27 protein-coding genes and 1 tRNA gene are annotated in these 26,345 nt (G+C 70.4%); 11 read left to right on the top strand and 17 right to left on the bottom strand.

The genetic code is table 11. The annotated features are described in order from the left end of the window. Positions 1-790 precede the first annotated feature (790 nt). On the top strand, positions 791-1,360 hold the full coding sequence (locus GA0070561_RS03600; protein ID WP_141710309.1) for a hypothetical protein: 570 nt from the start codon (positions 791-793) through the stop codon (positions 1,358-1,360). 79 nt (positions 1,361-1,439) lie between these two features. On the opposite strand, the gene GA0070561_RS32915 is transcribed toward GA0070561_RS03600, so the two are convergent. Next, positions 1,440-2,003 (bottom strand): hypothetical protein, encoded by a 564-nt coding sequence (locus GA0070561_RS32915; protein ID WP_141710308.1) that lies wholly within the window; start codon positions 2,001-2,003, stop codon positions 1,440-1,442. Then, a complete protein-coding gene (locus tag GA0070561_RS03595; RefSeq protein WP_167362330.1) occupies positions 2,000-2,569 on the bottom strand; it encodes an RNA polymerase sigma factor in 570 nt (189 codons plus the stop codon). The genes GA0070561_RS32915 and GA0070561_RS03595 overlap by 4 nt, the downstream gene beginning before the upstream one ends. A gap of 309 nt (positions 2,570-2,878) precedes the next feature. On the opposite strand from GA0070561_RS03595, the gene GA0070561_RS03585 reads away from it, so the two are divergent. Further along, positions 2,879-2,951: transfer RNA gene (locus GA0070561_RS03585), tRNA-Arg, on the top strand. A gap of 21 nt (positions 2,952-2,972) precedes the next feature. Here GA0070561_RS03585 and GA0070561_RS03580 read toward each other — a convergent pair. From GA0070561_RS03580 to GA0070561_RS03560, 5 genes are all read right to left on the bottom strand, one after another. Beyond that, the gene (locus GA0070561_RS03580) at positions 2,973-4,289 is read right to left on the bottom strand and encodes a M23 family metallopeptidase (RefSeq protein WP_091394865.1); all 1,317 of its coding nucleotides are present in this window, start codon (positions 4,287-4,289) and stop codon (positions 2,973-2,975) included. Positions 4,290-4,373: 84 nt separating this feature from the next. After that, positions 4,374-4,973 (bottom strand): ClpP family protease, encoded by a 600-nt coding sequence (locus GA0070561_RS03575; protein ID WP_091394861.1) that lies wholly within the window; start codon positions 4,971-4,973, stop codon positions 4,374-4,376. Between the two features lie 137 nt (positions 4,974-5,110). Beyond that, positions 5,111-5,608, bottom strand: coding sequence for a helix-turn-helix domain-containing protein (locus GA0070561_RS34585; protein WP_091394858.1), 498 nt, complete (start codon positions 5,606-5,608; stop codon positions 5,111-5,113). 113 nt (positions 5,609-5,721) lie between these two features. Continuing rightward, positions 5,722-6,840 (bottom strand): hypothetical protein, encoded by a 1,119-nt coding sequence (locus GA0070561_RS03565; protein WP_091394855.1) that lies wholly within the window; start codon positions 6,838-6,840, stop codon positions 5,722-5,724. A gap of 11 nt (positions 6,841-6,851) precedes the next feature. Then, on the bottom strand, positions 6,852-7,364 hold the full coding sequence (locus tag GA0070561_RS03560) for a SigE family RNA polymerase sigma factor (RefSeq protein WP_244166042.1): 513 nt from the start codon (positions 7,362-7,364) through the stop codon (positions 6,852-6,854). Positions 7,365-7,530: 166 nt separating this feature from the next. Between GA0070561_RS03560 and GA0070561_RS03555 the strand changes: the two genes are divergently transcribed. Next, a complete protein-coding gene (locus tag GA0070561_RS03555; protein WP_030329269.1) occupies positions 7,531-8,544 on the top strand; it encodes a potassium channel family protein in 1,014 nt (337 codons plus the stop codon). A 72-nt stretch (positions 8,545-8,616) separates the two neighbouring features. Here the strand turns inward: GA0070561_RS03555 and GA0070561_RS03550 are convergent, their stop codons facing one another. Further along, entirely contained in the window at positions 8,617-9,096 is a 480-nt protein-coding gene (locus GA0070561_RS03550) for a MarR family winged helix-turn-helix transcriptional regulator (protein ID WP_091394849.1), read from the bottom strand. Between the two features lie 82 nt (positions 9,097-9,178). Between GA0070561_RS03550 and GA0070561_RS03545 the strand changes: the two genes are divergently transcribed. Next, positions 9,179-9,823: an FMN-dependent NADH-azoreductase gene (locus GA0070561_RS03545; protein WP_244166041.1), complete on the top strand. Its 645-nt coding sequence runs from the start codon at positions 9,179-9,181 to the stop codon at positions 9,821-9,823. Between the two features lie 500 nt (positions 9,824-10,323). After that, positions 10,324-12,054 (top strand): trypsin-like serine protease, encoded by a 1,731-nt coding sequence (locus GA0070561_RS03540; RefSeq protein WP_167362329.1) that lies wholly within the window; start codon positions 10,324-10,326, stop codon positions 12,052-12,054. 76 nt (positions 12,055-12,130) lie between these two features. Here GA0070561_RS03540 and GA0070561_RS03535 read toward each other — a convergent pair whose 3' ends face one another. From GA0070561_RS03535 to GA0070561_RS03525, 3 genes are all read right to left on the bottom strand, one after another. Next, positions 12,131-13,165, bottom strand: a complete 1,035-nt coding sequence (locus tag GA0070561_RS03535; RefSeq protein WP_091394838.1) for a 2-oxoacid:ferredoxin oxidoreductase subunit beta — start codon at positions 13,163-13,165, stop codon at positions 12,131-12,133. Continuing rightward, positions 13,158-15,005, bottom strand: a complete 1,848-nt coding sequence (locus GA0070561_RS03530; protein WP_091394835.1) for a 2-oxoacid:acceptor oxidoreductase subunit alpha — start codon at positions 15,003-15,005, stop codon at positions 13,158-13,160. Before GA0070561_RS03530 ends, GA0070561_RS03535 begins: the two co-directional genes overlap by 8 nt. A gap of 281 nt (positions 15,006-15,286) precedes the next feature. Further along, positions 15,287-16,765 carry a hypothetical protein gene (locus tag GA0070561_RS03525; protein ID WP_091394831.1) on the bottom strand — a complete coding sequence of 493 codons (1,479 nt, stop codon included), beginning with the start codon at positions 16,763-16,765 and terminating at the stop codon, positions 15,287-15,289. A gap of 129 nt (positions 16,766-16,894) precedes the next feature. Between GA0070561_RS03525 and ndhC the strand changes: the two genes are divergently transcribed. Continuing rightward, positions 16,895-17,272, top strand: a complete 378-nt coding sequence (gene ndhC / locus GA0070561_RS03520) for an NADH-quinone oxidoreductase subunit A (RefSeq protein WP_091394827.1) — start codon at positions 16,895-16,897, stop codon at positions 17,270-17,272. A gap of 67 nt (positions 17,273-17,339) precedes the next feature. Here ndhC and folP read toward each other — a convergent pair whose 3' ends face one another. After that, positions 17,340-18,209 carry a dihydropteroate synthase gene (folP, locus tag GA0070561_RS03515; protein ID WP_091394823.1) on the bottom strand — a complete coding sequence of 290 codons (870 nt, stop codon included), beginning with the start codon at positions 18,207-18,209 and terminating at the stop codon, positions 17,340-17,342. Positions 18,210-18,365: 156 nt separating this feature from the next. On the opposite strand from folP, the gene GA0070561_RS03510 reads away from it, so the two are divergent. Both GA0070561_RS03510 and GA0070561_RS03505 read left to right on the top strand, forming a co-directional pair. Next, a complete protein-coding gene (locus GA0070561_RS03510) occupies positions 18,366-18,980 on the top strand; it encodes a DivIVA domain-containing protein (protein WP_091397306.1) in 615 nt (204 codons plus the stop codon). Continuing rightward, entirely contained in the window at positions 18,977-19,474 is a 498-nt protein-coding gene (locus GA0070561_RS03505) for an SRPBCC family protein (protein WP_091394820.1), read from the top strand. Before GA0070561_RS03510 ends, GA0070561_RS03505 begins: the two co-directional genes overlap by 4 nt. Here the strand turns inward: GA0070561_RS03505 and GA0070561_RS03500 are convergent. Next, positions 19,419-20,315 (bottom strand): sterol desaturase family protein, encoded by an 897-nt coding sequence (locus tag GA0070561_RS03500; protein WP_091394815.1) that lies wholly within the window; start codon positions 20,313-20,315, stop codon positions 19,419-19,421. The genes GA0070561_RS03505 and GA0070561_RS03500 overlap by 56 nt on opposite strands. Positions 20,316-20,450: 135 nt before the next feature. Here GA0070561_RS03500 and GA0070561_RS03495 point away from each other — a divergent pair, with 135 nt between their 5' ends. Together GA0070561_RS03495 and GA0070561_RS03490 are read left to right on the top strand one after the other, a co-directional pair. After that, on the top strand, positions 20,451-21,032 hold the full coding sequence (locus tag GA0070561_RS03495) for a DNA-3-methyladenine glycosylase I (RefSeq protein ID WP_091397302.1): 582 nt from the start codon (positions 20,451-20,453) through the stop codon (positions 21,030-21,032). Between the two features lie 13 nt (positions 21,033-21,045). Beyond that, entirely contained in the window at positions 21,046-21,669 is a 624-nt protein-coding gene (locus GA0070561_RS03490) for a hypothetical protein (RefSeq protein WP_091394811.1), read from the top strand. Here GA0070561_RS03490 and GA0070561_RS03485 read toward each other — a convergent pair. The 4 genes from GA0070561_RS03485 to GA0070561_RS03470 are packed head-to-tail and all read right to left on the bottom strand — an operon-like array spanning position 21,666 to position 25,894. Next, positions 21,666-22,907 carry a DUF1501 domain-containing protein gene (locus GA0070561_RS03485; RefSeq protein ID WP_091394808.1) on the bottom strand — a complete coding sequence of 414 codons (1,242 nt, stop codon included), beginning with the start codon at positions 22,905-22,907 and terminating at the stop codon, positions 21,666-21,668. The two genes, GA0070561_RS03490 and GA0070561_RS03485, sit on opposite strands and share 4 nt — an antisense overlap. A gap of 14 nt (positions 22,908-22,921) precedes the next feature. Further along, positions 22,922-24,220: a DUF1800 domain-containing protein gene (locus tag GA0070561_RS03480; RefSeq protein WP_091394805.1), complete on the bottom strand. Its 1,299-nt coding sequence runs from the start codon at positions 24,218-24,220 to the stop codon at positions 22,922-22,924. Positions 24,221-24,279: 59 nt separating this feature from the next. Then, complete coding sequence (locus tag GA0070561_RS03475; protein WP_091394802.1) at positions 24,280-25,071, bottom strand: enoyl-CoA hydratase-related protein; 792 nt, start codon at positions 25,069-25,071, stop codon at positions 24,280-24,282. 4 nt (positions 25,072-25,075) lie between these two features. Continuing rightward, on the bottom strand, positions 25,076-25,894 hold the full coding sequence (locus GA0070561_RS03470; protein ID WP_091394799.1) for a PaaX family transcriptional regulator: 819 nt from the start codon (positions 25,892-25,894) through the stop codon (positions 25,076-25,078). Positions 25,895-26,084: 190 nt separating this feature from the next. Between GA0070561_RS03470 and GA0070561_RS03465 the strand changes: the two genes are divergently transcribed. Further along, the gene (locus tag GA0070561_RS03465; protein ID WP_007455245.1) at positions 26,085-26,252 is read left to right on the top strand and encodes a DUF3117 domain-containing protein; all 168 of its coding nucleotides are present in this window, start codon (positions 26,085-26,087) and stop codon (positions 26,250-26,252) included. The last annotated feature ends 93 nt before the right edge of the window (positions 26,253-26,345 follow it).

Below are 26,345 nucleotides of genomic sequence, written 5' to 3'. Positions count from 1 at the left end.
GGGAGGATTCCGCCCCATTCCTCCCGGTGAATGTTCTTGTCGCTGTCCGTGAGGCGGGCGCTGCGAGAAGCCCGTCAGGCAAGGTGAAGGCCGGCGCCGCGGACGAGGACGAGGACGAGATCAGCGATCGTGGCAGTGCGGGCGCTATTGGCGGCGAGGATTGGCCAAGCCGGCGAGTGCCGCCGAGGCCGCCGCAGGAGGTCGGTGGGTGCCGCGCATCGGGTGCGATCCAGATTTTGCGAATCGCACTGCTGTCGCTAGTCACTCACCGTCCACGAGGCAGAACGTCGGCCAGCAGGTTCTTCTGCCGGGGCCAGTACGGATCGTCACCTTTCAATCGGACATTTGTTGCATAGGGTTGCTCCGATCGCGGTGGCAGCGGGCAATCAACGGGCAACCGGAGTCCACTCGCCTGTGGTAGAAATTGTCAACGCGAGATTGTTGCCCGCTTTTCTGGCCATCTTGCCTGCGCAGCCGTGAAACGGGGGAGGTTTCAACGGAACGTCACTGAGAAGAACACTGCCACGCCTGCTGTCGTATCAACAGGTGATGATTCATGCTGCGATCAATCGGTCGCAAGGCCTCGGGTCGTCTCTAAGAGGTGACAACCGAGAAGCGATTCCTCATGCTGGCACACAATGCTTGGTGAAAGGACTCCACTGTGCGCATTTCTATGTTCCGGACGGGGCTGACCGCTCTGTTGACGACTGCCGCACTCCTCGCGTCGCCCATTGCCGCCTCGGCGGCACCGAGCGCAGGGAGCTCACCGACGCCTGCCGACAAGGTGAACGTGGGCGCCTACGACTGGAACAACGCCAAGGTCGCACCCACCAAGGCCCAGCTGCAGCAGGGCATCGACGATGTCATCTCACGTACGCCTGGTGCGCGCCAGATCGACCAGACCACCGTCGAAATGGCCCCCGGTCTCACCATGCGGTTCCGCAGCCCGGTCAAGGACGGTGCCAGGCAGGCTGACTCGCCGATCGTCCCGCTGGCCTCCTGCAACATCTACTACGTCTGCGTCTACACGGACCGGCAGTACGGCGGTGAGGAACTGGTCTTCTCCGTCTGCGGTCGCGAATGGAACCTGGGTAACTACGCCTACTCTGGCGGCGGCTACTGGAACGACCGGATCTCGTCCATCACGAACCAGCAGTCCTCCGGCACCACCTCGTACTTCTACAACTACAACGGTTCGGGTAACTGGAGCAGGATGGTGACCGTCGGATCGAAGCAGTATCGGTCGAACCTCGCCTTGGACACGAGGGAGGATGGCGTCTCCGGAACCCCGAACGACAAGATCGACGGAGTTCACGTCTGCGGCTCGGTCCCCTCGCCCTGGAAGCCGAACTACCCGTGATCATCCCCCGGTAGGGCATCCCTGACAGCGAAGTTCCGCTGGCCTTCCCGGCATGTTCACCGGGAAGGCCAGCGGTATCTCAGTTACCAGTCGGGGCGACAAGCATCTTCACGGAACCGCAGGTTTCAGGCGCGTTCTTGAACTGTTGACCGTCGAGAACGTAGACGAGCTTGCCCCACGACGGAGCCGGGGACTCAGTGCCACCCGGTGAAGGGCTCGGGTCGACGCGCTGGACGCAGGCGTACAGGTGAGCGGGCGCCTCGTCGCTGAAGATCCGTTCCCAGGACCGCCGGCAGGCGTCGACAGGAGTTTCGCCATCCCGAGCTACGGTCTCACCCATTCGACGCATGCCCGCCGTCCCGCAGACGAACGCGTCACCATTGGCTGGCTGTGCTTCCGGCGGTGCGACCGGCGCGTGGAAGCCACCAACCGCTGCGGTTGCGCCACCTGCGAAGATCGCTCCAGCAGCAACCATCGCCGCGATAATCGAGATTCGCTTCCGCGAGCGCTTCTCCGGCTGCCGAGGCACTTCCAGGACCCGGGCGAGCATTCTCTCTCCCTGTGGGCTCGTCGTGAAGTCGACCCGGGCAACCGGCCGCGCACGAGTGATCAGCTCTTCGGTCTCGCTACCCTGCCGCTTCACTGCAATCCCCTCATGTACGCCGTCAGGCTGGAGTCCGGCACCAAGTGCGTATCGACCGAGTGGGCCTCATATAGTTTCTTGAACCGACGACGCGCGCGATGCAGCCGCACCGCGAACGTTGCAGCTGTGCACCCCAGCACCTTTGCCGACTCCCCGCCGCTGAGGTCGTACCAGTACCGCAGGAGCAGCGCCTCCCGGTCGGCTTCAGGCAGCTTCGCCAGGGCCGCCACGACCTCGGTCCGCCCCTCCCACAGGGGGCCACCGCCAGGACCGGGGTCGTGCTCGACAGTCGAATTCAGGCGATTCTGCAGTGCCGACTGGTCTGCACGGTGCCTGTGCTGCTGCAGTAGGAGGCGCCGCGCGACGCCGAACAGCCACGGGCGCTCCTCGCCCACTCGGATGGTTTCCAGTCGCCGCCAGGCCACGACGAAGACCTCAGCCACGAGATCTTGGGCGTCGTCCCCGCTCAGTCGATCACTGGCGTAGGCGTAGATGGCATTGCCGTGTCGTCGAAACAGATCGGTAAGGCGTTGGTGGTCCGCGGCGGTTGTGTCGGCGTCCGGCACCATTCCTCCAGGTGGTGGTCTCACACCAGTACTTGTCGTCGCGCGCCGACTTTCTTACCGCAGACCTGAAAAATATCGGGCGCCGACGACCCGTTCGGACGTCGCGCTCGCGTGGACAGGCACCTGTGCGCAGCCCGCCGCGTCGTACGCCTGGCTGGCCAACGTACCGTCCGGGCCGGTCGCGAACCGGGGGGGTGTGCTCAAGCCGTGCTCATGAACTGGGCAGACGTGGGTCCGGGTGACGGGGTGAACGTCGGCCACTCCCTGCCACCCCTGCTGGACGCCCGGGTCGCTAGACTGGGCCCTCGCGCCCCCGTAGCTCAGGGGATAGAGCATCGGTTTCCTAAACCGTGTGTCGCAGGTTCGAATCCTGCCGGGGGCACCTCACGAAGCAGCGAGCCGGTCAGACGGCGTAGATGAGCTTGACGCCATCCAGGCCGAGTGCCGCTGCCCGCGTGCCGCGGACCCCGCTGTTGAGGTTGCGCCAACTGTTGTTGCTGGCGGCCTCGTGCACCCACCCGTCGACGACGTTGTAGATGTGCTTCACCCCGTTGACGTTGAGCGCGGCCAGCGAGGTGCCCTGTGCGCCGTGGATGCCGGTCCACAGGTTGGCCCAGCCGGCGTTGCTGGCGGCCTCGTAGACCCGGCCGCCGTTCACTGTGTAGACGATCTTCGTGCTGCCCACTGTGATCGCCGCCACCGCCGAGGCCGGGATGCCCGTGTTCAGGTTCCGCCAGGCGTTGGCGCTGTGCGCCTCGTGTACGTAGCCGCCGACGATGCTGTAGACGTACTTGACGCCGTTCAGCGCGATCACCGAGATCGACGACGAGCTTGCCCCGCCGATGCCGGTGTTGAGGTTCCGCCAGCCGTTGTTGCTGGCGGCCTCGTGCACGTACCCGTCGACGACGTTGTAGACCAGCTTCACCCCGTCGAGGTTGAACGCGGCCAGTGCGGTGCCCTGTGCGCCGTGGATGCCGGTCCACAGGTTGGTCCAGCCTGCGTTGCTGGCGGCCTCGTGGATCCGGCCGCCGTTGAGGGTGTAGAGGATCTTCGTGGATCCGAGGGTGACCGCGGTCGTTGCCGTGCCGGTCACCGCGCCCGCGCTGCCGGAGACCGGCAGGGCACGCCAGCCGGCGTTGCTGGCTGCCTCGAACACCTGACGGGCCTGGTCGGCCGGGTTCTGCTGGATGAAGACCAGCGGGTTGATCCGGGTGCCGGACGGGTCGATCATGTGCCAGTGCAGGTGCGGGCCCGTCGAGCTGCCCGAGCCGGGTGCGCCGGCCGCGCCGCCGGAGCGGCCCACGATCGTGCCCGCGCCCACGCTGGCACCGTTGCCGAGCAGGAACTGCGACAGGTGCAGGTACTGGCTGCGGTACCCGTCCGCGTGCTGGAGCGTGACGGTGTGCCCGCCCGTGCCGTTGTTGGGGATGTTCTGGATGGTGCCAGCGCCGCAGGCCGGCAACGCCGTGCCCACCCCCATCCCGAAGTCGATGCCGCCGAGCGACCCGCGGCGGAGGTGACCCTCCCAGGTGTCGGTGATCGGGTAGGCGCTGAACGGGTTGTAGATCGCCGGCGCGGCCTGTGCGGCCTCGGGAACCAGCAGGCCGCCGGTGCTGATGGCGCCCGCACCCAGCACCGCCGCGCGCAACATCGTGCGGCGACTCACGGCGGAGGTGGTCGTGTCGCCGCCGCAGCAGCTGCCTTCGTAGCCGTCCGTCATTCCCACTCCTTCTGCGCCCGCCAAGACATCTACGGAGGCTAATGGGTGGGGTGGTCTGGCGGTACCGCAGCCACCAGACGTTGATCAGAGCGTTGGCAGCTGTTCGGCTCGGGTGACCACCTGGTCGATGAGGCCGTACTCCCGGGCCTGCTCGGCGGTGAACCACCGGTCCCGGTCCCAGTCCCGCTGGATCTCGTCGAGGGTACGTCCACTGTGCTGGGCGATCAGCTCCTGCATCGTCCGCTTCACGTGCAGCATGTTCTCCGCCTGGATGGTGATGTCGGCGGCGGTTCCGCCCATCCCGCCGGACGGCTGGTGCATCATGATCCGCGAGTGCGGCAGCGCGTACCGCTTGCCGGCCGTACCCGCGCAGAGCAGGAACTGCCCCATCGAGCCGGCGAACCCGAGCGCCAGCGTCGCCACGTCGTTGCGGACGTAGCGCATCGTGTCGTAGACAGCCATTCCCGCGCTCACCGAACCGCCCGGCGAGTTGATGTAGAGGTAGATGTCCCGGTCGTCGTCCTCGGCGGCGAGCAGCAGGATCTGCGCGCAGATCTGGTTGGCCGACTCCTCCGTCACCTCGGTGCCGAGGAAGACGATCCGCTCCCGTAGCAGCCGCTCGAACACCTGGTCACCGAAGGACGGCTGCCCGCCCTCCAGCATCCGCACGTCGTACCCGATCATGTGCCGTCGCCTTCCGCCGTGCCGGCGGGCGGTGGGGACCACCCGGTGGACCGGCCCCTTCAGCGTGCGGGCGACGGCGGTGGCTGGCCCAGTGATTCTGCCGCCGGCAGATCCGCCGACGGCAGAACCCACGCGGCCTACGCGACGGTCAGCCGCCGCAGGCCCAGCCGGGTCTGTGCGCAGTCAGCCAGGGCGGCGGTACGCGGACCGGGGCGCGAGCCACCAGCGGAGGCTTTCCCGTCGACGCTGAGGGTCGCCTCGCTCGCCACCGGCCCGCGGTGCAGGACGAACCCGCTGACACGTGGACCCACCAGCAGGGTGGCGTTGCCGATCTCCCGCCGAGTCGCATCGACCCGCTCGAGGTGGGTGAGCGCGGCGCGCGGCGCGGCCGGGAGGCGCGGCTCGACCCGGCGCATGTCGTCGCGGGCCTCGCCGAGCAGGTCGGCGAGGCTGATGCCGAGCGCTCGGCAGATCGCCGCCAGCACCTCCGACGAGGCCTCCTTCCGGCCCCGCTCGACCTCCGAGAGGTAGGGCACGGAGACGTCGGCCGACGCGGCCACCTCGCGCAACGTGCGGCCCTGACGCTGGCGGTGGCGGCGGAGCACTCCGCCGATGACTCGTCGCAGCAACGACATGCCGGCCTCACTTTCGCGGTCGCCGTCGGGAACACCCTCATCATGCCCGTCCCCGGCCGTCCAAACCGACCCGTCCGGGCCCGCGCCGCTCCGACGGAGCGGGCCCGGGGCTCTCACCGGTGCAGGTGGGTGTGCCAGTTGGCCGGCTCGGCCACGAGCGTGACCGCCGGGAACAGCGCCCGGGTGCCACCGGTGGGGAGCAGTGCGCTGTCGTCGATCGTCACGTTCGCCCCGTTCACGTCGTAGACGGTCAGGGACTCGGAGCCGTTCTGCCCGCCGAACCGCGCCGGGTGCCCGCCGACAGTGGTGTTCGGGTCGACGTACTCGTTGTCGGCGGGATCGGTGATGTTCCGGTAGCGGGAGATGCTCACCGTCATCGTCCGGGCCCGCTGCTGGCCGGGATCGCCGCTGATCGACTTCGGCGACCAGGTGGTCGACGCGTACCAGACCTTCGGCTCGTCCAGCGACTCCTGCACGTCGACGACGATCACCTGGAGGGCGGCCGGCACGCCCGCCACCGTGGCCGGCATCGGGATCGGGTCGTCGCCGAACCGCAGAGCCCGGGCCACCTGCGTCGCGGTGCTCCGGACGTCGGCTCCGACGCCGACCACCTTGAGCTGTGCCCAGCCGTCCGGCGCGTACCGCCAGCGCAGGATCGCCTCCGGCTGCTCGGCCCCGCTGTACGAGGCGAAACTGCTGGCCCCGCCGTTCAGTTGCGGGCCGGGTGTGGTCTCGCCGGGCCGGGCCGCCTCGCCGCTGTCCCGCTGCGGTGCCGAAGGCTGCACTCCCTTCGGATAGAGGGTGATCGCGACGCCCTTCCATTGGCCGCCGCCGGGCGCAGTGGACGCGCTGAGATAGACGCCGGAGCCGGAGAGCAGCAGCCCGGCCTGGTATTGAAGATTGGGCAGCCCGTCCGGCAGCCAGCCGAACCGGACGTACACCCGCTGCGGGTCGACAGTGGTGAGCGCGACCGGCAGGCCGGTCTGGCCATCGGCGGGCGCCGTGCCGAACGGGGCGGGGGCCGGCGGTCGGTCCGGGGTGAGCAGGTCGGGGACGGTGAGCCCGCCGACGGTCAGGGCCACCGCCAGCAGCGCGGCGCCGGCACCCTGGGCGAGGCGGCGTTGCCGCCGTGCCGTGCTCATCGCCCGCTCCACGTTCAGCACGACGGAGGGCTGCTCGGCCGACTCGATCTCGGTCAGCATCAGGTCGCCGATCTGGCGTTCGTCCAGCATCGTCGCTCCTCTCAGTTCGCGGTCAGGGTGGGGGTGAGCAGGGTGCGCAGGGTGGCGAGGCCCTTGGCGGTCTGGCTCTTCACCGTCCCCGTCGAGCAGCCCATGGCCTGGGCGGTCTCCTCGACGCTGAGGTCCTGGAAGTACCGCAGCACCAGCACCGCGCGTTGGCGTGGCGGCACCTGCCGCAGCGCGCCCACCACTGTGATCCGGTCGGTCGGGTCGGCAAAGGCCCTGGACACGTCGGGCAGCGCGGCGCCGAGGCGGACCCGCGCCCAACGCAACCGCCGTTCGTCGATCAGTCGCCGCACCAACATGGTGCGGACCAGCGCGTCCAGGTGATCGGCCTGCCGAGCCCGCGCCCACGAGCGGTACAGCTCGGTGAGCACCCGTTGCAGGATGTCGTCGCCCCGGTCCCAGTCGCCGCACATCAGGTAGGCGGTGCGCCGCCACTGCACCATCCGGGACCGGACGTACTCGGTGTATTCGTCGTCGGCCTCGGCTCGCCGTCTGCCGCTCGTCGTCACGAGGGTCGCGCCCCCTCCGTCTGCCGGCCTGCACCGGTTCGTCGTTGTCATCCGGTAGTCGGGTGCGGGTGCGCCGACGGTTGTCCGCCGCAACCCGGGCGTGCGGTCGACGGTGTACCCGCTATGTTGTGGGCGTGCAGGCGACGGCGGGGGAGCAGGTTCGACGGTGATCCATTTTCCCGCACAGCGCCGGGGCCCACTGAGCGCGCTGAGCCTTCGGCTCGCCGCCGCCCTGGGCCTGGTCTTCGCCGTGGTCGCCGCGGTCTACCTGGGCCGGGACGGCTACCGCGATGTCAACGAGGACGGCCTCACCCTCCTCGACTGCTTCTACTACGCGGTCGTGTCGCTCTCGACCACCGGCTACGGGGACATCACCCCGGCCGCGCCGTCGGCCCGGCTGGTCAACGTCCTCTTCATCACCCCGGCCCGAGTGATCTTCCTTATCATCCTGGTCGGCACCACCCTGGAAGTTCTGACCGAGCAGTACCGGACCGGCCGTCGCCTGTCGCGGTGGAGGAGAGCCGTGAAGGACCACGTCATCATCTGCGGCTACGGCACCAAGGGGCGCAGCGCTGTCTCCGCCCTGATGGAGAACGGTCTGGACCGCTCACGGATCGTGGTGGTGGAGCGCAGTGCCGCCGCCCTGCGCCAGGCCACCTCCGCTGGGCTGGTGGCGATCGAGGGCTCGGCGACCCGTTCGTCAGTGCTGAACGAGGCGCACGTCAAGAGCGCGAAGGCCGTGATCATCGCGACCGACAGTGACGACGCGTCGGTGCTGGTCGCGCTGACGGTACGGCAGCTCACCGCTGGGCAGGTCCGCATCATCGCGGCGGCCCGGGAGGCGGAGAACGCCCCGCTGCTCAAGCAGAGTGGCGCGCACCATGTGATCGTCTCCTCGGCCACGGCGGGCCGGCTGCTCGGCCTGTCCACCTCGGCGCCGCCGCTGATCGACGTGGTGGAGGACCTGCTCACCCCCGGCCAGGGCATGGCGCTGGCGATGCGTTCCGCCGAGCGGGACGAGGTGGGTCGCTCGCCGCGCGAGCTGGAGTCGTTGGTGATCGCCCTGGTGCGGCGGGGCAAGGTGGTCACCCTTGCCGACCGGGCCGGCGCGGTGATCGAGACCGGTGACATGCTGGTGCACGTACGCGACGACCGACCCCAGTCGGCCACCACCGCCTGACCGTCCTACCGCTGCCGGCTGATGTGACCGCTGGCATGCCGCCGCCGCTGCCGCCGCTGTGGTGAGGCGGCGTCAGCAGGCGTCGTCGGCGACGCAGATCGCCTCGGTGCAGTTGACCGCCGTGCCGGTGGAGGCCCGGCTGAGCAGTTTGTAGAGCGTCTCCCGCTCGGCGGGATCCAGTGCGCCCAGCACCTCGTCCTCGGCGGTGGCCAGGGCGCATTCGGCCTCACTGAGGCGTTTCGCCCCATTGTCGGTGAGTTCGACGACGTGTCGGCGGCGATCCTCGGGTGAGCGCCGACGCTCGATCAGCTGCTTCGCCTCCAGGTCGTTGAGCAGCCCGACGATGTTGGTGCTGTCCATTTCCAGGATGGTGGCGAGCGCCTGTTGCCCGGTGCCGCCGCCCGCACGCAGCACTGTGAGCGCGACCAGATGCCGGGGGCGTAGCCCCAGCGGCGCCAGCACCGACTCCGACCGCAGCCGCATCCGCCGGGCCAGATGGTCCAGGAGTGCGCCCGAGCGGTGCTCGGAGGAGTCGAGCGGCTGCGCGGACATGTGACCCAGTCTACCGACTCAGCGGAACATCGGCCTGCTATAAATAGTTGGTGCTTCACGAATGATCCCTGAAGGAGGAATGATGCATCTACTGCATATTGACTCGAGCATCCGCGGTGACTGGTCGGTCAGCCGGCGGCTCACCGCCCGCGCGGTCGACGCATGGCGTGCGGCCCACCCGGACGGCACCGTGGCCTACCGGGACCTGGGCGCCGAGCCGCTGCCGCACCTGGACGCGGAGGGTGGGCTGGCGCGAATGACCCCTCCGGACCAGCACACGCCGGCCCAGCGCGAGTCCTGGCAGCTCAGCGAGCGGCTCGTCGACGAGGTGAAGCAGGCCGACGTGGTGCTGCTCGGCCTGCCGCTCTACAACTTCGGCGCGCCCAGCAGCGTCAAGTCCTGGGTGGACCATCTGATCGTTCCCGGACTGGCGTACGACCCGACGACGCAGGAGGGCCTGCTCGGCGGGCGCGAGTTCGTGGTGCTGGCCACCCGGGGCGGTGGCTACGGCGAGGGCACCCCTCGCTACGGCTGGGACCACGCCGAGCCGTGGCTGCCGCACGGCCTGTCGATGACCGGTATGCAGCCGCGCTTCATCAGCGCCGAGCTGACCCTGGCACCGTCGGTGCCGGCGATGGCCGAGCTGATCCCGCTGCACGAGGCGAGTCTCGCGGCGGCCGAGAAGGAGATCGACAACCTCTGGGTGCCAGCCGGCGCCGCCCGCTGACTGCTTTTTTCTCGCCGTCCGGGGGTGGCCGATCCACAGCGGAACGGCCATCCCCCGGGGGCGGGACATCCAGTTTCTGAACACCAGGCGGCTTGACGCCGCAACCGTCCGGATGAGGCGCGGCTGCGCTGACCCCATCGCTTCATCGCGGTCCGGTTGCGGATCATGAAAAAAGGTCGTTGCAGGGCAGCTTCCCGATCGAACCCTTGCTACGGTGTCTCGGCTTAGAGCTGTCAATGGGTGTCGCTGCCGGGACTTGCCGGTGCAGCGTCGTTGGCGCAGGCACGACGGGGAAATCTTCAATTTCGGGCGGACTCGCCCTGATGTGGTTTGTCGTTCAACCCGTCGCGTCCCACGCAGGTCATCCCGGGCAGTTCCGAGTGCCTCGTTAATCGAACGACGGGAAGCAATCAGTGGCTGAAGTGGCAACATCCGCAGGAGCCCGACGGCGGTGGTATGCCGGCGTCGTGGCGGGCCTCGCTCTCACGGGCGTGGCGGCCGTGGCACCCACGACCAGTGCTAACGCCGCCCCAGCCGGCGGCGCGTACGACGTGGCGAGCAGCTCGCGACCGGACCGGTTGAGCAAGCTGCCGAACCTGCACAAGGGGAAGCTCACGCTTCCCAAGCCGGGCGCCCAGGGTCGGACCTTCCAGTCCGGTACGGGTGCCTCTCCCAAGGTCTTCCAAGGGACCCTGGCGAGCGCCTCCGAGTTTCCGTACATCGTGGGTATCGTCACCACCTTCCAGGACGGCCCGGACTTCTACTGGTACTGGTGCACCGGCACCATCATCGCCCGTAACAAGGTGCTGACGGCCGCCCACTGCACCGCCGACGGGCCCGGCACCACTCGGGTCATCGCCGGCAACGACCGGCTGGTCGACAGCGAAGGCCAGCTCGTCGGTGGCAGCGGGTTCGTCGCCGAGGTCGGTTCGACCTGGACCCACCCGGGCTGGAACATCGCCCAGCAGTACGAAGACCCCAACGCGCCGATCGTCGACGACGTCTCGGTCCTCACGCTGAAGCAGAACCTGCCCAGCGCGTACACCGCGGTGCCGTTGAGCGCCCAGGGTGACCAGACTCCGTACGTGGCTGGCACGCAGGCCCAGATCGCGGGCTACGGCGTCACCACGTCCGACGAGCTGGAGCCGGACAGTCGGCTGCGCAAGGCGACTGTTCCGATGCGGTCCGATGCGGACTGCAACGTCCCCGACGCCCCCGGGCTCTACCTCGCCGACCGCATGATCTGCGCTGGCTCGGGCACCGAGGCCACGCCGAGCAGCGACACCTGCGGGGGTGACTCGGGCGGTCCGCTGCTCGTGAAGGGGGTCCAGGTCGGCATCACCGACTGGGGCTTCCAGCCGTGTGGCTCGTCGCCCGGCTACTACGAGCGGTTGAGCTACTACAACAACTCCATCAAGGCGGACCTGACCCGTCCGCCGCTGGTCAACGCGGACTGGACCGGCGATGGTCACACCGACCTGCTCGCCCGTGACGGCGCCGGCAACCTGGGGTTGTTCTACGGCAGTGGCTTCTCGAACGACGGGTACGGCGGCTTCTACGGTAGCCAGCAGATCGGCGCGGGCTGGGGCATCTACAGCCGCGTGTTCCGCGTCTACAACTGGAACGGCGACAAGAAGCCGTCCATCATGGCGATGAAGCCCAACGGTGAGCTGTTCATCTACAACACCGATGGCAAGGGCAACTTCGTCGGTGGCGCGAAGAAGATCGGCACCGGATGGCAGGGCTTCACCGCGCTCATGGTGACGAACAACTGGCTGGGCAACAACCGGCCGAGCCTGCTGGTGCGCAAGTCCAACGGCGACCTGGTCCGCTACACCAGCAATGGTGCGGGCGGCTGGGAGAACCCCCTCGGCACCAAGATCGGCACCGGCTGGAACGGTTTCAACCTGTTCCTCACCCCTGGGGCCTGGAAGGGCGACGGGCGTGAGGTGCTGATCGGTCGTACCTCGACCGGCGACCTGAAGATGTACCAGTCCGACAGCAAGGGCGGCTGGACCAACCCGCTCGGTACCAAGATCGGTAGCGGCTGGGGTGGCTTCAAGAACATCATGGTTCCGGGCGACTGGAGCGGCGACAACATGATGGACATGCTCGGCGTTGACGGCAGTGGCCGGATGCGGCTCTACACGACCAACGGCTACGGCCAGTGGATCGACTCGAGCGGCGCGGTCATCGGCACCGGCTGGGGTGCCTTCAACCTGGTCTTCTGATCAGGCTGTTCACAGCAGTAACGGGAAGGGCCCGCAACCTAACGGTTGCGGGCCCTGTCCCTTTCAGTTCCGAGCGTCAGATGATCGTCCAGGTGTCGCCGCTGCCCAGCAGGCCGGCGAGCTGCTGCTCGGGGGTCTCGGTGACCTTTGCCTTGGCGGCCGCGAGCTGAGCCTGCACCACGCTGTCGTAGGACGGTCGGTCCACCGAGCGGAACACCCCGATCGGCGTGTTGCGCAGGTCCAGGCCGGGCAGCCGGGACAGCGCGAAGGCGTAAGCAGGGTCGGTCACCGTCGCGTCGTGCACGACGATCTCCTCCGGGCGGACCGAGTTGGTGTCCCGGACCTCCAGGCCGAAGCCGCCCGGCGGGTGCACCACGCAGAACTGCCCGTCGGCTCCGAAGGTGATCGGCTGGCCGTGCTCCAGGCGGATCAGGTAGTTGTCCCGGGTGGACGGGTCCTTGAGCTGCTCGAACGCCCCATCGTTGAAGATGTTGCAGTTCTGGTAGATCTCCACGAAGGCCGAACCCTCGTGCTCTGCGGCGGCCCGAAGCACCGACTGGAGGTGCTTGCGGTCGGAGTCGATGGTGCGGCCCACGAAGCTGGCCTCCGCCCCGAGGGCGAGCGAGAGCGGGTTGAACGGGGCGTCCGCCGAGCCGGCCGGTGTCGACTTGGTGATCTTGCCGACCTCGGACGTCGGAGAATACTGGCCCTTGGTCAGACCGTAGATCCGGTTGTTGAACAGCAGGATCTTGAGGTTGACGTTGCGCCGCAGCGCGTGGATCAGGTGGTTGCCACCGATGGAGAGCGCGTCGCCGTCGCCGGTGACCACCCAGACCGACAGGTCCGGCCGGGACACCGACAGGCCGGTCGCGATCGCCGGGGCCCGACCGTGGATCGAGTGCATCCCGTACGTGTTCATGTAGTACGGGAAGCGGGACGAGCAGCCGATCCCGGAGACGAAGACGGTGCGCTCCCGGGGGATGTTCAGCTCCGGCATGAACTGCTGGATGGCTGCCAGGATCGCGTAGTCACCGCAGCCGGGGCACCAGCGCACCTCCTGGTCGGACTTGAAGTCCTTCGCGGTGAGCTTGACGGCGACGGGCTCAGACATTCTTCAGCACCTCTTCCAGCGTCGTCTCCAGCTCGGCGGCCGTGAACGGAAGGCCGCGGACCTGGTTGTAGCTGATCGCGTCGACCAGGTAGCGGGCCCGGATGACGTGGGCCAACTGGCCCAGGTTCATCTCCGGGATGACCACCTTGTCGTACGAGCGGAGCACCTCACCGAGGTTCGCAGGCATCGGTGCCAGGTGCCGCAGGTGCGCCTGGGCGATGGAGAGGCCACGCTGGCGGACACCGCGGCACGCCGCGCCGATCGGCCCGTACGTCGAGCCCCAGCCGAGGACCAGCACCCGGGCGTCGCCGTCCGGGTCCTCCACCTCGATGTCCGGCACCGGGATGGTCTCGATGCGGGCGGCCCGGGTGCGCACCATGAAGTCGTGGTTGGCCGGGTCGTAGGAGATGTCCCCGGTCTTGTCGGCCTTCTCCAGACCGCCGATCCGGTGCTCCAGGCCCGCCGTGCCGGGGATCGCCCACGGCCGGGCCAGGGTCTCCGGGTCACGCAGGTAGGGCAGGAAGGTGGTGCCGTCGTCGCCGTTGGGCTTGGTGGCGAACTCGACCCGCAGGTCGGGCAGCGACTCCACGTCCGGCAGCAGCCACGGCTCGGAGCCGTTGGCGACGTAGTTGTCGGACAGCAGGATCACCGGGGTGCGGTAGGTGAGCGCGATCCGGGCCGCCTCCAGCGCAGCGAAGAAGCAGTCCGACGGTGACCGGGGCGCGATCACCGCGACCGGCGCCTCACCGTGCCGACCGTAGAGCGCCATGTTGAGGTCGGCCTGCTCGGTCTTGGTCGGCATGCCGGTCGACGGGCCGGCGCGCTGCACGTCCACGATCACCAGCGGCAGCTCCAGCGCCACCGCGAGCGAGATCGTCTCGCTCTTGAGCGCCACGCCGGGGCCGCTGGTGGTGGTCACGCCGAGCGACCCGCCGTAGGAGGCACCCAGTGCGGCGCCGACGGCGGCGATCTCGTCCTCAGCCTGCACTGTGATAACGCCGAAGCGCTTGTGCTTGCTCAGCTCGTGCAGGATGTCCGACGCGGGCGTGATCGGGTACGCGCCGAGGAAGACCGGGAGCCCGGAGCGGACCCCGGCGGCGACCAGCCCCAGCGAGAGCGCCGCGTTGCCGGTGATGTTGCGGTACGTGCCCGGCTTCATCTTGGCCGGCTTGACCTCGTAGCGGACCGCGAAGTCCTCGGTGGTCTCGCCGAAGTTCCAGCCGGCCTTGAAGGCGGCGACGTTCGCGGCGACCAGCTCCGGACGGGCCGCGAACTTGCGCTCCAGGAAGCGCAGCGTCGACTCGTAGGGCCGGGAGTACATCCAGGAGAGCAGGCCGAGCGCGAACATGTTCTTCGACCGCTCGGCGTCCTTCTTGGACACCTGGTGGGCGGCGAGCGCGCCGACCGTCATCGAGGTCAGCGCCACCGGGTGCACGACGTAGCCGGCCAGCGAGTCGTCGTCCAGCGGGCTGGTCTGGTAACCGACCTTGGCGAGGTTGCGCTTGGTGAACTCGTCGGTGTTGACGATGATGTCCGCGCCGCGCGGCAGATCGGCCAGGTTGGCCTTGAGCGCCGCCGGGTTCATCGCCACCAGCACGTTGGGCGCGTCGCCCGGCGTGAGGATGTCGTAGTCGGCGAAGTGCACCTGGAAGCTCGACACGCCGGGCAGGGTGCCGGCAGGAGCCCGGATCTCGGCGGGGAAGTTTGGCAGCGTGGAGATGTCGTTGCCGAGCTGCGCCGTCTCCGAGGTGAACCGGTCACCGGTCAGCTGCATGCCGTCGCCGGAGTCACCGGCGAACCGGATGACCACCCGGTCGAGTTGACGGATCTGCTTGGTCACTGTGCCACCTTCGTTCGCGACTGCGGGGCTTGCCCGGCCACGGAACCTCCCTGACGCAACGCTTCACCGCACCGCCCCAGGCTGGTCCGGCCGCTGTCGTTCCTCACCTGAGAGCCTACGTCTAAGGGAGCCCTAACCATCCCCGGAGGTCCGCCGACTGGGACCCGAAGTGGTCGTGAAACGCCCACATTTGCGGTGTTACGCCCCGCCCGCCGTAATTCAGATCACCAACCGGGTGGCGCGGACGACCCCGGCCGCGCGCTGCCGGGGTCGTCCGTCGATCAGTCGGCGGGGTTGGGCGCGGGTTCCGGCGGCGGGCCGCCGAGCCGGCGGCGCAGCGAGGTCGTGGCCAGCGTGAGAGCCAGCACCACCAGCAGCGTGGAGACCGCGATCAGGATCACCGCGGTGCGCTGCACCGAGGTCAACCCGCCGTCTCCGGTCCCGGCACCGGCGGGCAGTACGCCCTGTGAGCCGGTCGGTGCGGGCGGGGAGACCACCGGCGTGGCCAGTGCGGCGGCCGCGGTGATCCGGAAGCTCATCTGCACCCGACGGGTCGGACCGCTGCGTGGATCGAGTTGACCGATCACGGCCCCGGACAGCGGCGCTTCCCGCTGCGCCTGCGGCGTCGCCTCCACGGGCAGCTGCACCTCGGCGGTCGTGCCCGCCAGCACCAGACCGGCGTCGCAGCGGGTACGCGTCGGGTCGACCGCCACGCAGCCGATCGGTGGGGTGGGCACGGTCACCCCGGCCGGCAGGACGACCTCGACCCGGCCGGCGGCGTCCACCGCGCCGGTGTTGCCCAGTCGGAGCGTGAGGGTGCTGGGGCCGCCGCTGATGTCGAAGGCCACCTCGTCGGCGGCGAGCGCGATCCCGGGCACCGGCGGGCCGGCGGGGAAGAGCACCGCGAAGCCCTGGTCGTCGGTCGCCTCTCCGGCGGCTCCCGGCGCGTCCGCGATGACCTGGACGGAGCCGCTGAGCGGCATCTGCTTCCACGCCGTGCCAGCGACCCGCAGCCGCAGCACGGTGCTGAACCGAACGCCCGCTCCGGCGGTCCAGGCCCCGCAGCGGTACGTCCCACCACCAGCGGCCGCGCAGCCCTTCGTGCCGGCGTCGGTCAGCCCGGCGGGCAGCGTGTACGAGAGTCGGATCTGTTCCGTGGTGGTACCGGTGTTGTGCACCGTGACCTGGAGGGTGGCGGCCGTGCTCGGCGTGTTCCAGTACGCCTCGGTGAGGGTGACGTCGCCGGTGGTGACCTGCACGCCCAGCGGGCTCTGCGGCGGCGGCGCCGAACCCGGGGCGGGCGGGCGGACCGTCGGCGCCGGCGGTGTTGGCGGGGCGGGGGGCGCCGTCGGTGGCACCGGGGGAGCCGGGCTGGGCGGTCGGGTGGTGCCGCCCGGCGCGGGCGCGCTGGTGGTCGGCGCTGGCGGGACCTCCGGGGCGGTGGTCACCGGCGCCGGTGGCGTCGTCTCCGGTGGTGGTGCGGTGGTCTCCGGTGCCGGGTCGGTCGGCTCCGGTTCCCCGCCCGGGTCTTCGGTCGGGGTGGGCTCCTCCGCCGGTGTGGTCGGGGGCTCCTCGCCGCCCGGCTCGTTGACCGGCTCGGCCGAGGTCGCGACCGGGTCCGCGTCCGGTGCGGCCGCGCTGGCCCAGGCCGGCCCGACGGCGAGCGCCGTGAGCAGGCCGAGCGCGAGCGCGGTCGCCAGCAGGGGCGTGGAACGTCGCCCCTCCGCCCGGTTACCGGGCGATGCCTTCACGCGGGCCATCTGTCCTCCGGTGACATGGGTGGGTGTCCAATATTCGGTAACAGTTGCCCCTGTGCACTAGTCCCATCCGGAAACAAATCCGTAACGTGTTTGGGACGGCCCGTCCGGGCGGACGGTAGGCTGCCGACTGTGAACGGATACCTGGGCTCGTACGCGACGCTCGGGCTCCTGCTGCTCGCCAGCGTTCTCTTCTTCGTTACGGCGTTCTCGGCCAACCGGGTGTTACGCCCGGCGCGTCCGGCCGACCCGCCGGGCAAGCGGGCCAGCTACGAGTGCGGGCTCGACCCGGTCGGTGCCGACTGGGCGCAGATGCAGATCCGCTACTACGTGTACGCCTACCTGTACGTACTGTTCGCGGTCGAGGCGGTGTTCCTCTTCCCCTGGGCGGTGGTCTTCGACCGGCCGGGCTTCGGACTGGTGACGGTGGTGGAGATGGCGGTGTTCGTGGCCGTGCTCGCGCTCGGCATCCTCTACGCCTGGCGTAGGAACATCCTCCGCTGGACCTGAGCGCCACTGCCTCCGGCGATCGTGTCGGTCCGTCCGGCCGTTCGCGGTCGGTTACGGCGACGACCGGTCAGGCGAGTCCCCGGCGGGTGGCCGTGGGCGGGCGGTCGCCTCGGATCGAGGCCACCATGTCCAGCACCCGGCGGGTCGGGCCGACCTGGTGGGCTCGGAAGACCCGGGCACCCAGCCAGGCGGAGACGGCCGTCGCGGCGAGCGTCCCCTCCAGCCGTTCGGCCACCGGCAGGCCCAACGTCTCACCGATGAAGTCCTTGTTGGAGAGCGCCACCAGCACCGGCCAGCCGGTCGCGGTCAGCTCGTCCAGTCGGCGGGTGATCTCCAGCGAGTGCCGGGTGTTCTTGCCGAAGTCGTGCGCCGGGTCGATGAGGATGCCGTCCGGGCGTACCCCTGCCGCCACCGCGCGCTCGGCGAGCCCGGTCACCGTCGCGACCACGTCGGCGACCACGTCGGTGAAGGCGGCCCGGTGCGGCCTGGTCCGCGGCGTCAGCCCGCCGGCGTGCGAACAGACCAGGCCGGCGCCGGTCCGCGCGGCCACCCGGACCAGTGCCGGGTCGACGCCCGACCAGGTGTCGTTGAGAAGGTCGGCCCCGGCGGCCACGGCCTCCGTCGCCACCTCGGCCCGCCAGGTGTCGATGGAGATCACCACCTCTGGAAACGCGGCTCGCACGGCGGCGATGGTGTCCACCGTGCGCCGGATCTCCTCGGCGACGTCCACGTCCGCGCCGGGGCCGGCCTTGACGCCGCCGATGTCGATGATGGCCGCGCCCTCGTCCACCGCCCGCTCCACCGCGCGCAGAGCGCTGTCGGCGGCGTAGGTCGCCCCGCGGTCGAAGAACGAGTCCGGCGTGCGGTTGATGATCGCCATCACCACCAGCTCGCCCGGGGCGAACGTGTGCCCACCCAGCCGAAGCGCCCCGGCCATGCCCGCCTCCTGGAAGTTCGCGCCGTCGCCGCCGCGTCGGCCGGTCCCGACGCTAGTCGGTCGCCCGTCCACGATTCCGGGCGGGCGTCGGCACCGATCGTGATCGAGGCGGGTGGCGGGGTCGCTCCCGGCCGGCTGCCATGCCACGATCAGTACATGGGTCAGCTTCTGCTCCTCCTGGTCGTGGCGTTGACCGTCGCGGCGGTGATATTCGGCGTGACGGTGCTGGTCAGCGGGCGCGATCCCGGCCTGGTGCCGGCCGAGCCGGACTCGCAGGCCGTCGCGTTGCCGGGCACCCGCCCGTTGCGCGAATCCGACGTGGGGGCGGTCCGTTTCGACACCGGGTTGCGCGGGTACCGGATGGACCAGGTCGATCAGGCGTTGCGCCGTGCCGCCTACGACATCGGTTACAAGTCCGAGCTGATCGGCGTACTGGAGTCGGAGGTCATCGCCTTGCGTGAGGGGCGCACCGACGACGCGGACGTGCTGCGGCAGGCCCGCGAGCAGTCCGCCAGCAAGGTGACCACCGCCGAGGCGGCGGAGCCGGGCAAGGCGGCGGAGCCGGGCGAGGACGCGCCGCTGACCGGCGAGGCGGGGTCGGCCCCGGTCGGTTCGACGACTCCCGGCCCGTTGCCCGCTGCCAGCTCGTCCCCGGCGGATTCCGACGGGGTGGCGCCTGCCGCCGCGCCCGCCGACGACGAGTCGGCCGACCGTGAGCAGACCGCCGGCACCGAGCAGCGCGACGCGGTGGTTCGGTCGGAGTCGGCGTGACCGAGCCGGAGGGCGCTGACGATCTTCGCGAGGCGGCCCGACCCGGCGCCGGTGAGGTGACCGCCACGGTGATCGTCGAGGCCCCGGCGGAGCGGGTGTTCGCCGCGCTGCTCGCCTGGGAACGTCAGTCCGACTGGATCCCTTTCACCCGCGTCCGGGTTGTCGAGGGCGACGGGCGCGAGGGCAGCCGGATCGAGGCGGTGACCGCGCTCGGCCGGGCGACGCTGCGCGACGAGATGCGGGTGGTCCGGGTCGACGAGCCGTACGAGATCGGCGTCGTGCACCACGGCCAGCTGCTGCGCGGCCCGGGGGTGCTGCGCTGCACCCAGCTGGACCGGGACCGCACGCAGGTGGTCTGGCACGAGTGGTTCCACCTGCCGGGCGGTCGGGCCGGTCGACTGGCGTGGCCGGTGCTCTGGCCCGGCTCCAAGCTCGGCCTCACCCAGGCGCTGAAGAGGTTTGCCCGTCTGGTCGAGCAGGGCCGGCTGCCCTGACCGGGGAGCCCGGCGCCGGTTGCCAGCCCGGTGCGCGGAAGAGATGCCCGACCCGGTGCCGCCAGGTCACTGCGGCGCGCAGGTCCCGGGCGATCGAGGCGTACTCGTGGAAGGCCACCCGGACCGGGTTGTAGCTGCCGAGGTTCTTGGTCAGGCCGTACACGCAACGCTCCCGTTCCGGCGCGAACGACTTGAAGAGCCGGTCCCAGACGATCAGGATGCCGCCGAAGTTGCGGTCCAGGTAGCTGCCCTGCGACGCGTGGTGCACCCGGTGGTGCGACGGGGTGTTGAACACCGCCTCGTACCAGCGCGGCATCTTCTCGATCCGCTCGGTGTGGATCCAGAACTGGTAGAGCAGGTTGACCGAGCCACAGAACGCGACCACGGCCGGGTGGACGCCGGCCATGATCAGCGGGATGTAGAACACCCAACTGGTCAGGCCGGTCCACGGCTGGCGCAGCGCGGTGGAGAGGTTGAACCGCTGCGACGAGTGGTGCACCACGTGTGAGGCCCAGAGGATGCGGATCACGTGGTGGCCGCGGTGCGACCAGTAGTAGCAGAAGTCCTGGGCGAGCAGGATCAGCGGCCAGGTCCACCAGAGCTCGGTGATCCGCAGCGGGGTGAGCGCGTAGAGCAGCGCGTACGCGGCGGCGATCGGCACCTTCCAGAGCAGGTCGGCGAAGATGCTGCCCAGCCCCATCGTCAGGCTGGTCGCGGTGTCGGCGCCGCCGTAGCCGACCTCGTCGTCGTCGCGGTGCAGCAGGTAGGAGACCCGCTCCAGCACGATGAGCAGCACGAAGGCCGGGATCGACCAGGCGATGACGTCCGGGAACTCCTTCACCGCGGCCTCCGCTCGCCGTCACCGGTCGGGGCGCACCCTCGGGTGACCCCGACCTACCGGTCGGTAACAAGCACCATAGGCAGCCGGGCGGCCGGTGGCAATGGGGTGTCGGACGGATGCCCTAGCGTGTACGAGGTGACTGACCTGGTGATCGGCCCCGATGGGCTGGCTCGCTGCGCCTGGGGGTCGAGCACCCCCGACTACGCCATCTACCACGACACCGAGTGGGGGCGGCCGCTGCGCGGCGACGACGCACTCTACGAGCGGATGACGCTGGAGGCGTTCCAGTCCGGGCTGTCCTGGCTGACCATCCTGCGCAAGCGTCCGGCGTTCCGACTGGCCTTCGACGACTTCCACATCCCGACCGTCGCCCGCTACGACGACTCCGACGTGACCCGGCTGCTCGCCGACGCCGGCATCGTCCGCAACCGGGCCAAGATCGAGGCGGCGATCGCCAACGCCCGCGCCGCACTGGAGCTGCCGGAGGGCCTGTCCGCTCTGCTCTGGTCCTTCGCGCCGGAGCCCCGGCCGACTCGTCCCGCCTCGTTCGCCGAGCTGGCGCCGATCACCCCGGAGTCGACGGCGATGGCCAAGGCACTCAAGAAGCGCGGCTTCCGGTTCGTCGGCCCGACCACCGCGTACGCGCTGATGCAGGCCACCGGCATGGTCGACGATCACATCGTCGGCTGTCACGTCACCGTTGCACCGGCGGCGTGATGAGATGGCAGGCATGACGACCGAGACCGCGCACCGGGCCGGTGCGGCCGGCAACGCCGACGGGGTGGGCACCTGGGCGGTGCTGCTGCCCGCCGAACGGTACGAGGCCGAGCGGCTCGTGCACCACGACACGCTGGAGCTGACCGGGCTCACCGACGTCGCCCGGCCAGGGCTGGGCGACCAGGTCGCCGTGCTGGTCGACGCGCCGCCACGGCTGGTGGCCCTCGGCCGGGTCACCGCGCCGGGTCGACGCCACCGCGAAGACCCGGACGACCCGCAGTCCCCGGTCGAGCCGGGCACGCTCGTCGTCGCGTACACCCGTCGGGCCTTCGACGAGCCGGTGCCGGCCGACCTGCTGACGCTCGACGGGCCGGTCACCGCGGTGGAGCCGGCGGCCTTCCGGGCGCTGGTCGACCAGCTCGGCCCGCCCCCGGCGCGGCGCACCTGGCTGGTCAGCCTCGACCTGCCGATCGAGGCCGGCACGCCGGCCGAGGCGGTTCGGCTGTTCTGGTCCTACGTGCAGGAGCTGGGCCCACGTGAGCTGCCCGCCTTCGTCTCGCCGGCCGGCGACGAGCTGGCCATGCAGGCGTTCGTGCTGGGCGAGCAGGCCAACCAGGACCCGGAAGAGGACGACTAGAAAAGCTTGTCCACTCGTCCCCGCCAGTCGGCGAGGACCGGGCCCGGGTCGGTGTCCAGCACCCGGTCCAGCAGCGTGGCGTAGACGTCCCGGAAGTCGGTGGTGTATTTCAGGTCGCCGTCGTCGAGGTCGGTGAGGCTTGGTGGTGCGCCGTGCCAGCCGCCCCGGACGCCCGCGCCGAGCAGCAGCACGTCCGAGGCGGTGCCGTGGTCGGTGCCGTCCGAGGCGTTGGCCCGTACCCGACGGCCGAACTCGGAGTAGACCGCCACCACCACCTTCCGGCCCGCCTCGGTGCGACTCATCCGGTCGGCGAACCCGGTCAACGCCCGGTCCAGCTGACCCAGCAGCACGGCCTGCAACTGCTTCTCGTCGGCGTGCGTGTCGAAGCCGCCCAGCGACACCGAGAAGACCCGGGTGGACACTCCGGCCTCGACGCACTGCGCGACAAGGTCGAGCTGCGCGTCCAGTGGGGTGCGGGCCCCGCCGGTGGCCGTCGCGGGAGCCTGCTCGCCGTCCGGGTCCGCCGTGTCCGGGTCGGCGGAGTCGCGTACCTGGCGGATCATCTCGTCCACCGACCGCAGGTCGGCGAAGCAGGCCGCGGCCCGACCCCGGGCCGCCGACTCGCCCGCCTCGGCGGCGGCGAACGCGGTCAGTGTCGCCGCGGGTAGGCCCTTCGCGGCCTTCCGGTCGGTCACCGGCACTGCTGCACCGGCGCTCTGGGCCCCGGCCAGCAGCGGCGGCAGCGCCGGCTCGAAGGAGACCGCCAGCCGGGGGTCGCCACCGGCGCGGTCCAGCCACCGTCCGAGCCAGCCGGTGTTGCCGGGCCGGTCGGGTTGCGCGGTGTGCCAGATGTCCATCGAACGGAAGTGGCTGCGGTCCGGCTTCGGGTAGCCGACTCCGCGCACGATCGCCAACCCACCGCCGGACCAGCGCTGGTGCAGGCCGGCCAGCGCCGGGTTGAGGCCGAAGTCGTCGTCCAACCGCCGCACCTCCCCGTCCGGGTACGCCAGCTCAGGGCGAGCCGCCCGGTAGGCCGGGTCGCCGTACGGGATGACCGTGTTGAGACCGTCATTGCCGCCGTAGAGGGTCACCAGCACCAGCGTGCGGGACTGCGGGTCCCGGTCCCCGCTGGTGTCCAGCAGGTCCCGCAGGCTGTACGCGCCGGCTCCGGCGGCCAACGCGCCCGCGCCGACCACCCCGCTGGTCAGTAGGAACCTGCGTCGGGTCACTGTGTCCATGTCGACTCCTCCGCTCAGCTGACTGTGTATTCGGGGCTGACCAGGCCGGCGGCCAGCAGTTTGCGGGGCTCACCGGCCAGCGGGGTGAGAGCGGCGCGGGTACGCGCTCCCCAGCCGTCGACCACCAGCAGTCGGGCCAGCGCGTCCGGTCGGCCGGCGGTGGGCGCGGCGGTCAGCCGGGCCAGCACCCCTGGTGCCGTGGCGGCGGCGAGCACCCCGGCCGTGCGCAGCCGGGCCTGCAACGACGAGGTGGTCAGCCAGGCGGACCCGGCCGGCCAACCGCCCACGCTCGGTGGGCGCAACGGCACCTGGTCGAGCGCGTTCAGACCGGCCAGCAGTTGTTTCCGTTGCTGTTCGGGCAGCGCGGACGGTCGGACACCGAGCTGCCGCAGCGCACCGACCAACCACTCCACCGGCTGCTTCACCAGCGTGCCCCGGGTCTGCGCGAAGGCCGGTGCGGAGAACAGCGCGCGCACTGTCGCGATGGTGTCCGCGCCGGCCAGACCGTCCGGCGCGGGGGTCTCGGTGCTGGCGTAGCGGAACCAGAGCCGACCGGCCACGAAGGTCGCCGCCGCCGGTTGGGCCGCCAGCAGACCGGCGTACGCCTCGGCGTCGAACCGGGCGCTCTGCCCGAGGATGCTCTTCTCGCCAGGGTCGTGCCGCTTGGTTTCGAAGCGGACCGTCCCGGTACGCCGGTCGACCACCCAGCCGGTCAGGGCCCGCGCGCCGGCCTTCACGTCGGCCTCGCTGTAGGCGCCGATGCCGAGGGTGAACAGCTCCATCAGCTCGCGGGCCAGATTCTCGTTCGGCGCCTTGCGGGTGTTCTTCTGCCCGTCCAGCCAGACGATCAGGGCGGGGTCGCGCACCATGGCGGCGACCAGCGGGCCCAGCGGCCCACGACCGTGCCGGCGCAGCGTCTCCAACTGGCCCACCATCAGCCGCGCCGACTTGACCTTCTGCGCGCTGGTGGCCCAGTGCCCGTGCCAGAAGAAGAGCAACTTCTCGGTCAGCCCGTCCTGGGCGGCCACCATCCGGTCCAGCCACCACTCGGTGACCTGCTGGAGTTGCTTGCGGCGCTCCGCGTTGGCCTGCTGCCGTTGCTCGCGGGTGGAGTCCTTGGTCAGCCCGGCGTACGGGTCCGGGGGCAGCGCCGGAACTGGCGTAGCCGCCGCACCCCGGTCCGTCGCGGGCGGGGTGAGCAGCCGGTCCAGGGTCGCCGCCGGCCCGGCCCGCTCGGCCGCGTCCACCTCGTCGGCGGTCGGCCCGAAGGTGGCCCGGCGCAGCAGGTGCGCCACCGATTCACGATCGCTCATACCGGCCGACGCTAGGCGTCCCGTGTTCGAGGACGGTAAGGGCGGCGTCCGGATCGCGTTCAGCGTCCCTCGAAGACCGGTTTCTGCTTGCCGACGAAGGCGAGGGTGGCCGCCCGGTGGTCGGCGGTGGCGCCGCAGATCGACTGGGCCTGCGCCTCGGCGGCGAGGGCGTCGGCGAGGGTGCCGGCGTCGGCGATGGAGAGCTGGCGCTTGATCGCCCCGTACGCGACGGTCGGGCCGGCGGCGAGGCGGGCCGCCAACTCCTGGGCGACGGGCAGCACCTGCTCGTCGTCGTCCGTCAACCGGTTGAGCAGGCCCAACCGGCACGCCTCCTCGGCGCGGACCGGCTCGGCCAGCAGCAGCAGTTCCACCGCCTTGGCGTGCCCGACCAGTCGGGGCAACGTCCAGGAGGCGCCGGTGTCGGCGGCGAGACCGACCTTGGCGAAGGCCATCAGGAAACTGGTGGTCGGACCGCCGATGCGGATGTCGGCCAGGAACGCCAGCGACGCGCCCGCCCCGGCGGCCATCCCGCGGACCGCGGCGATCACCGGCTTGGGCAGGTTGGCGAGCCGGGCGGCGATCGGGTTGTAGTGCGCCCGCACGGTGCCCAGCGGGTCACTGGCCGAGTTTTCCAGGGTGGCCACGTGCTCGCGCAGGTCCTGACCGGCGCTGAACGACCCGCCGGCCCCGGCCAGGACGACCGCGCGGCAGGACCGGTCGGTCTCCAGCTCCGCGAGGGCGTCCCGCAGCGCCTCCTTGAGCGCCACGTCGAGCGCGTTCATCGCGTTCGGCCGGTTCAGCGTGAGGGTGACGACGGCATCGGTCCGGTCGACCAGCAGCGGCTCGGTCACGTGTCTAACGACCCTTCTGTCGGACGATGCGGTTGCCGGCGTCGAGGCACTGTTCGACGTACCGGTCGGCGGCCGGACGCAGGCGGGCTGCGTGCCGGTCGAAGAAACTGGCCGCGGCGGTGCCGGGCCACCGCTCGGGCAGCAGCGCCGGGGGCAGCTGCGGATCCTGGAAGAGGAACGTACGCCACGCGTGCACGAGGCGGAACCGCGTCGCGTACGCCTCCTCGTCGCTGCTGCGCACGGTGACCGCGGCGAGCAGCGGGCGCTGGTCCGCGACGAACCGCTCGTAGGCGCGGCCGATCTCGGCCAGGTTCCAGGCGCGTCGGACCACGCCCATCGCGCCGGGGGTGCCGGAGAAGTGCGAGGCGGTGAACCGCTCGAACCGGATGCCGGTCTCGGCGAGGAGCAGGTCGACGTCCTCAGCCGGGCGGGTGGCGACCCAGGTCTGCTCGTCGAGCGTCCCGTAGCCGAGGAAGCTCAGGTTGGCGGCGAGCCGCTGGCGGTCCCGCCGGGAGCCCGGGGCCTCCAACACCAGCAGATCGAACCGGCCGTCCCAGGTGACCCGGCCGGTCCGGTAGATCCGGGCCGCTGCCTCGTCGAGTCGGCGAGCAGCTTTCGGTGTGATCGAATATCCCGGTCCGGAGACCAACCGGAGGGGCTCGAGCCAGCCTTGGCGCACCATCCGGGAGACGGCGGTGCGAACTGCTGGCGGTGCGATTCCCAGCGGCGCCAGTAGCTTGACCAGGGCAGCAACCGGTGCCCGGCCACCCCTCGGACGGAGGTGGTCGCCGTACAGGTCGAAGAGTGCCGACCGTGCCTGCATGACCGCACATTGTGACAGGCCTTCTCAAGATAAGCTAGATGCTGTTACATCAATGCTGCTCCGGTTTGGGTCCGGCGGTGTTCATCAGGGAAAATCGTTGGTCGACACCCCCGTGACTGTTGCGGGTGGTCGTGACGAAGTGGCTGTGGGGCAACCCACCGACCCTGGTGTAGGTCTGAGGGGAGACAACATGGCGGCGATGAAGCCGCGGACGGGCGACGGTCCGCTGGAAGTCACCAAGGAGGGGCGGGGCATCGTCATGCGGGTCCCGCTGGAGGGCGGTGGCCGGCTCGTCGTCGAGATGACTCCCGACGAGGCCAACGCGCTCGGTGACGCACTGAAGGCAGCGGCCGGCTGAGTAAGGAGTGCTCCGGGCGGCTCACGCCGCCCGGAACGTTCTTTGGACCCTGAGCCACCGGAATCGCCGGTGGCTCAGGGTCTTCAACGCTGC

Source organism: Micromonospora saelicesensis (assembly GCF_900091575.1).
GTDB lineage: Bacteria > Actinomycetota > Actinomycetes > Mycobacteriales > Micromonosporaceae > Micromonospora > Micromonospora saelicesensis.
The sequence above is the reverse complement of the archived record's forward strand: the minus strand, read 5'-3'. Positions and strand labels throughout refer to the sequence as shown.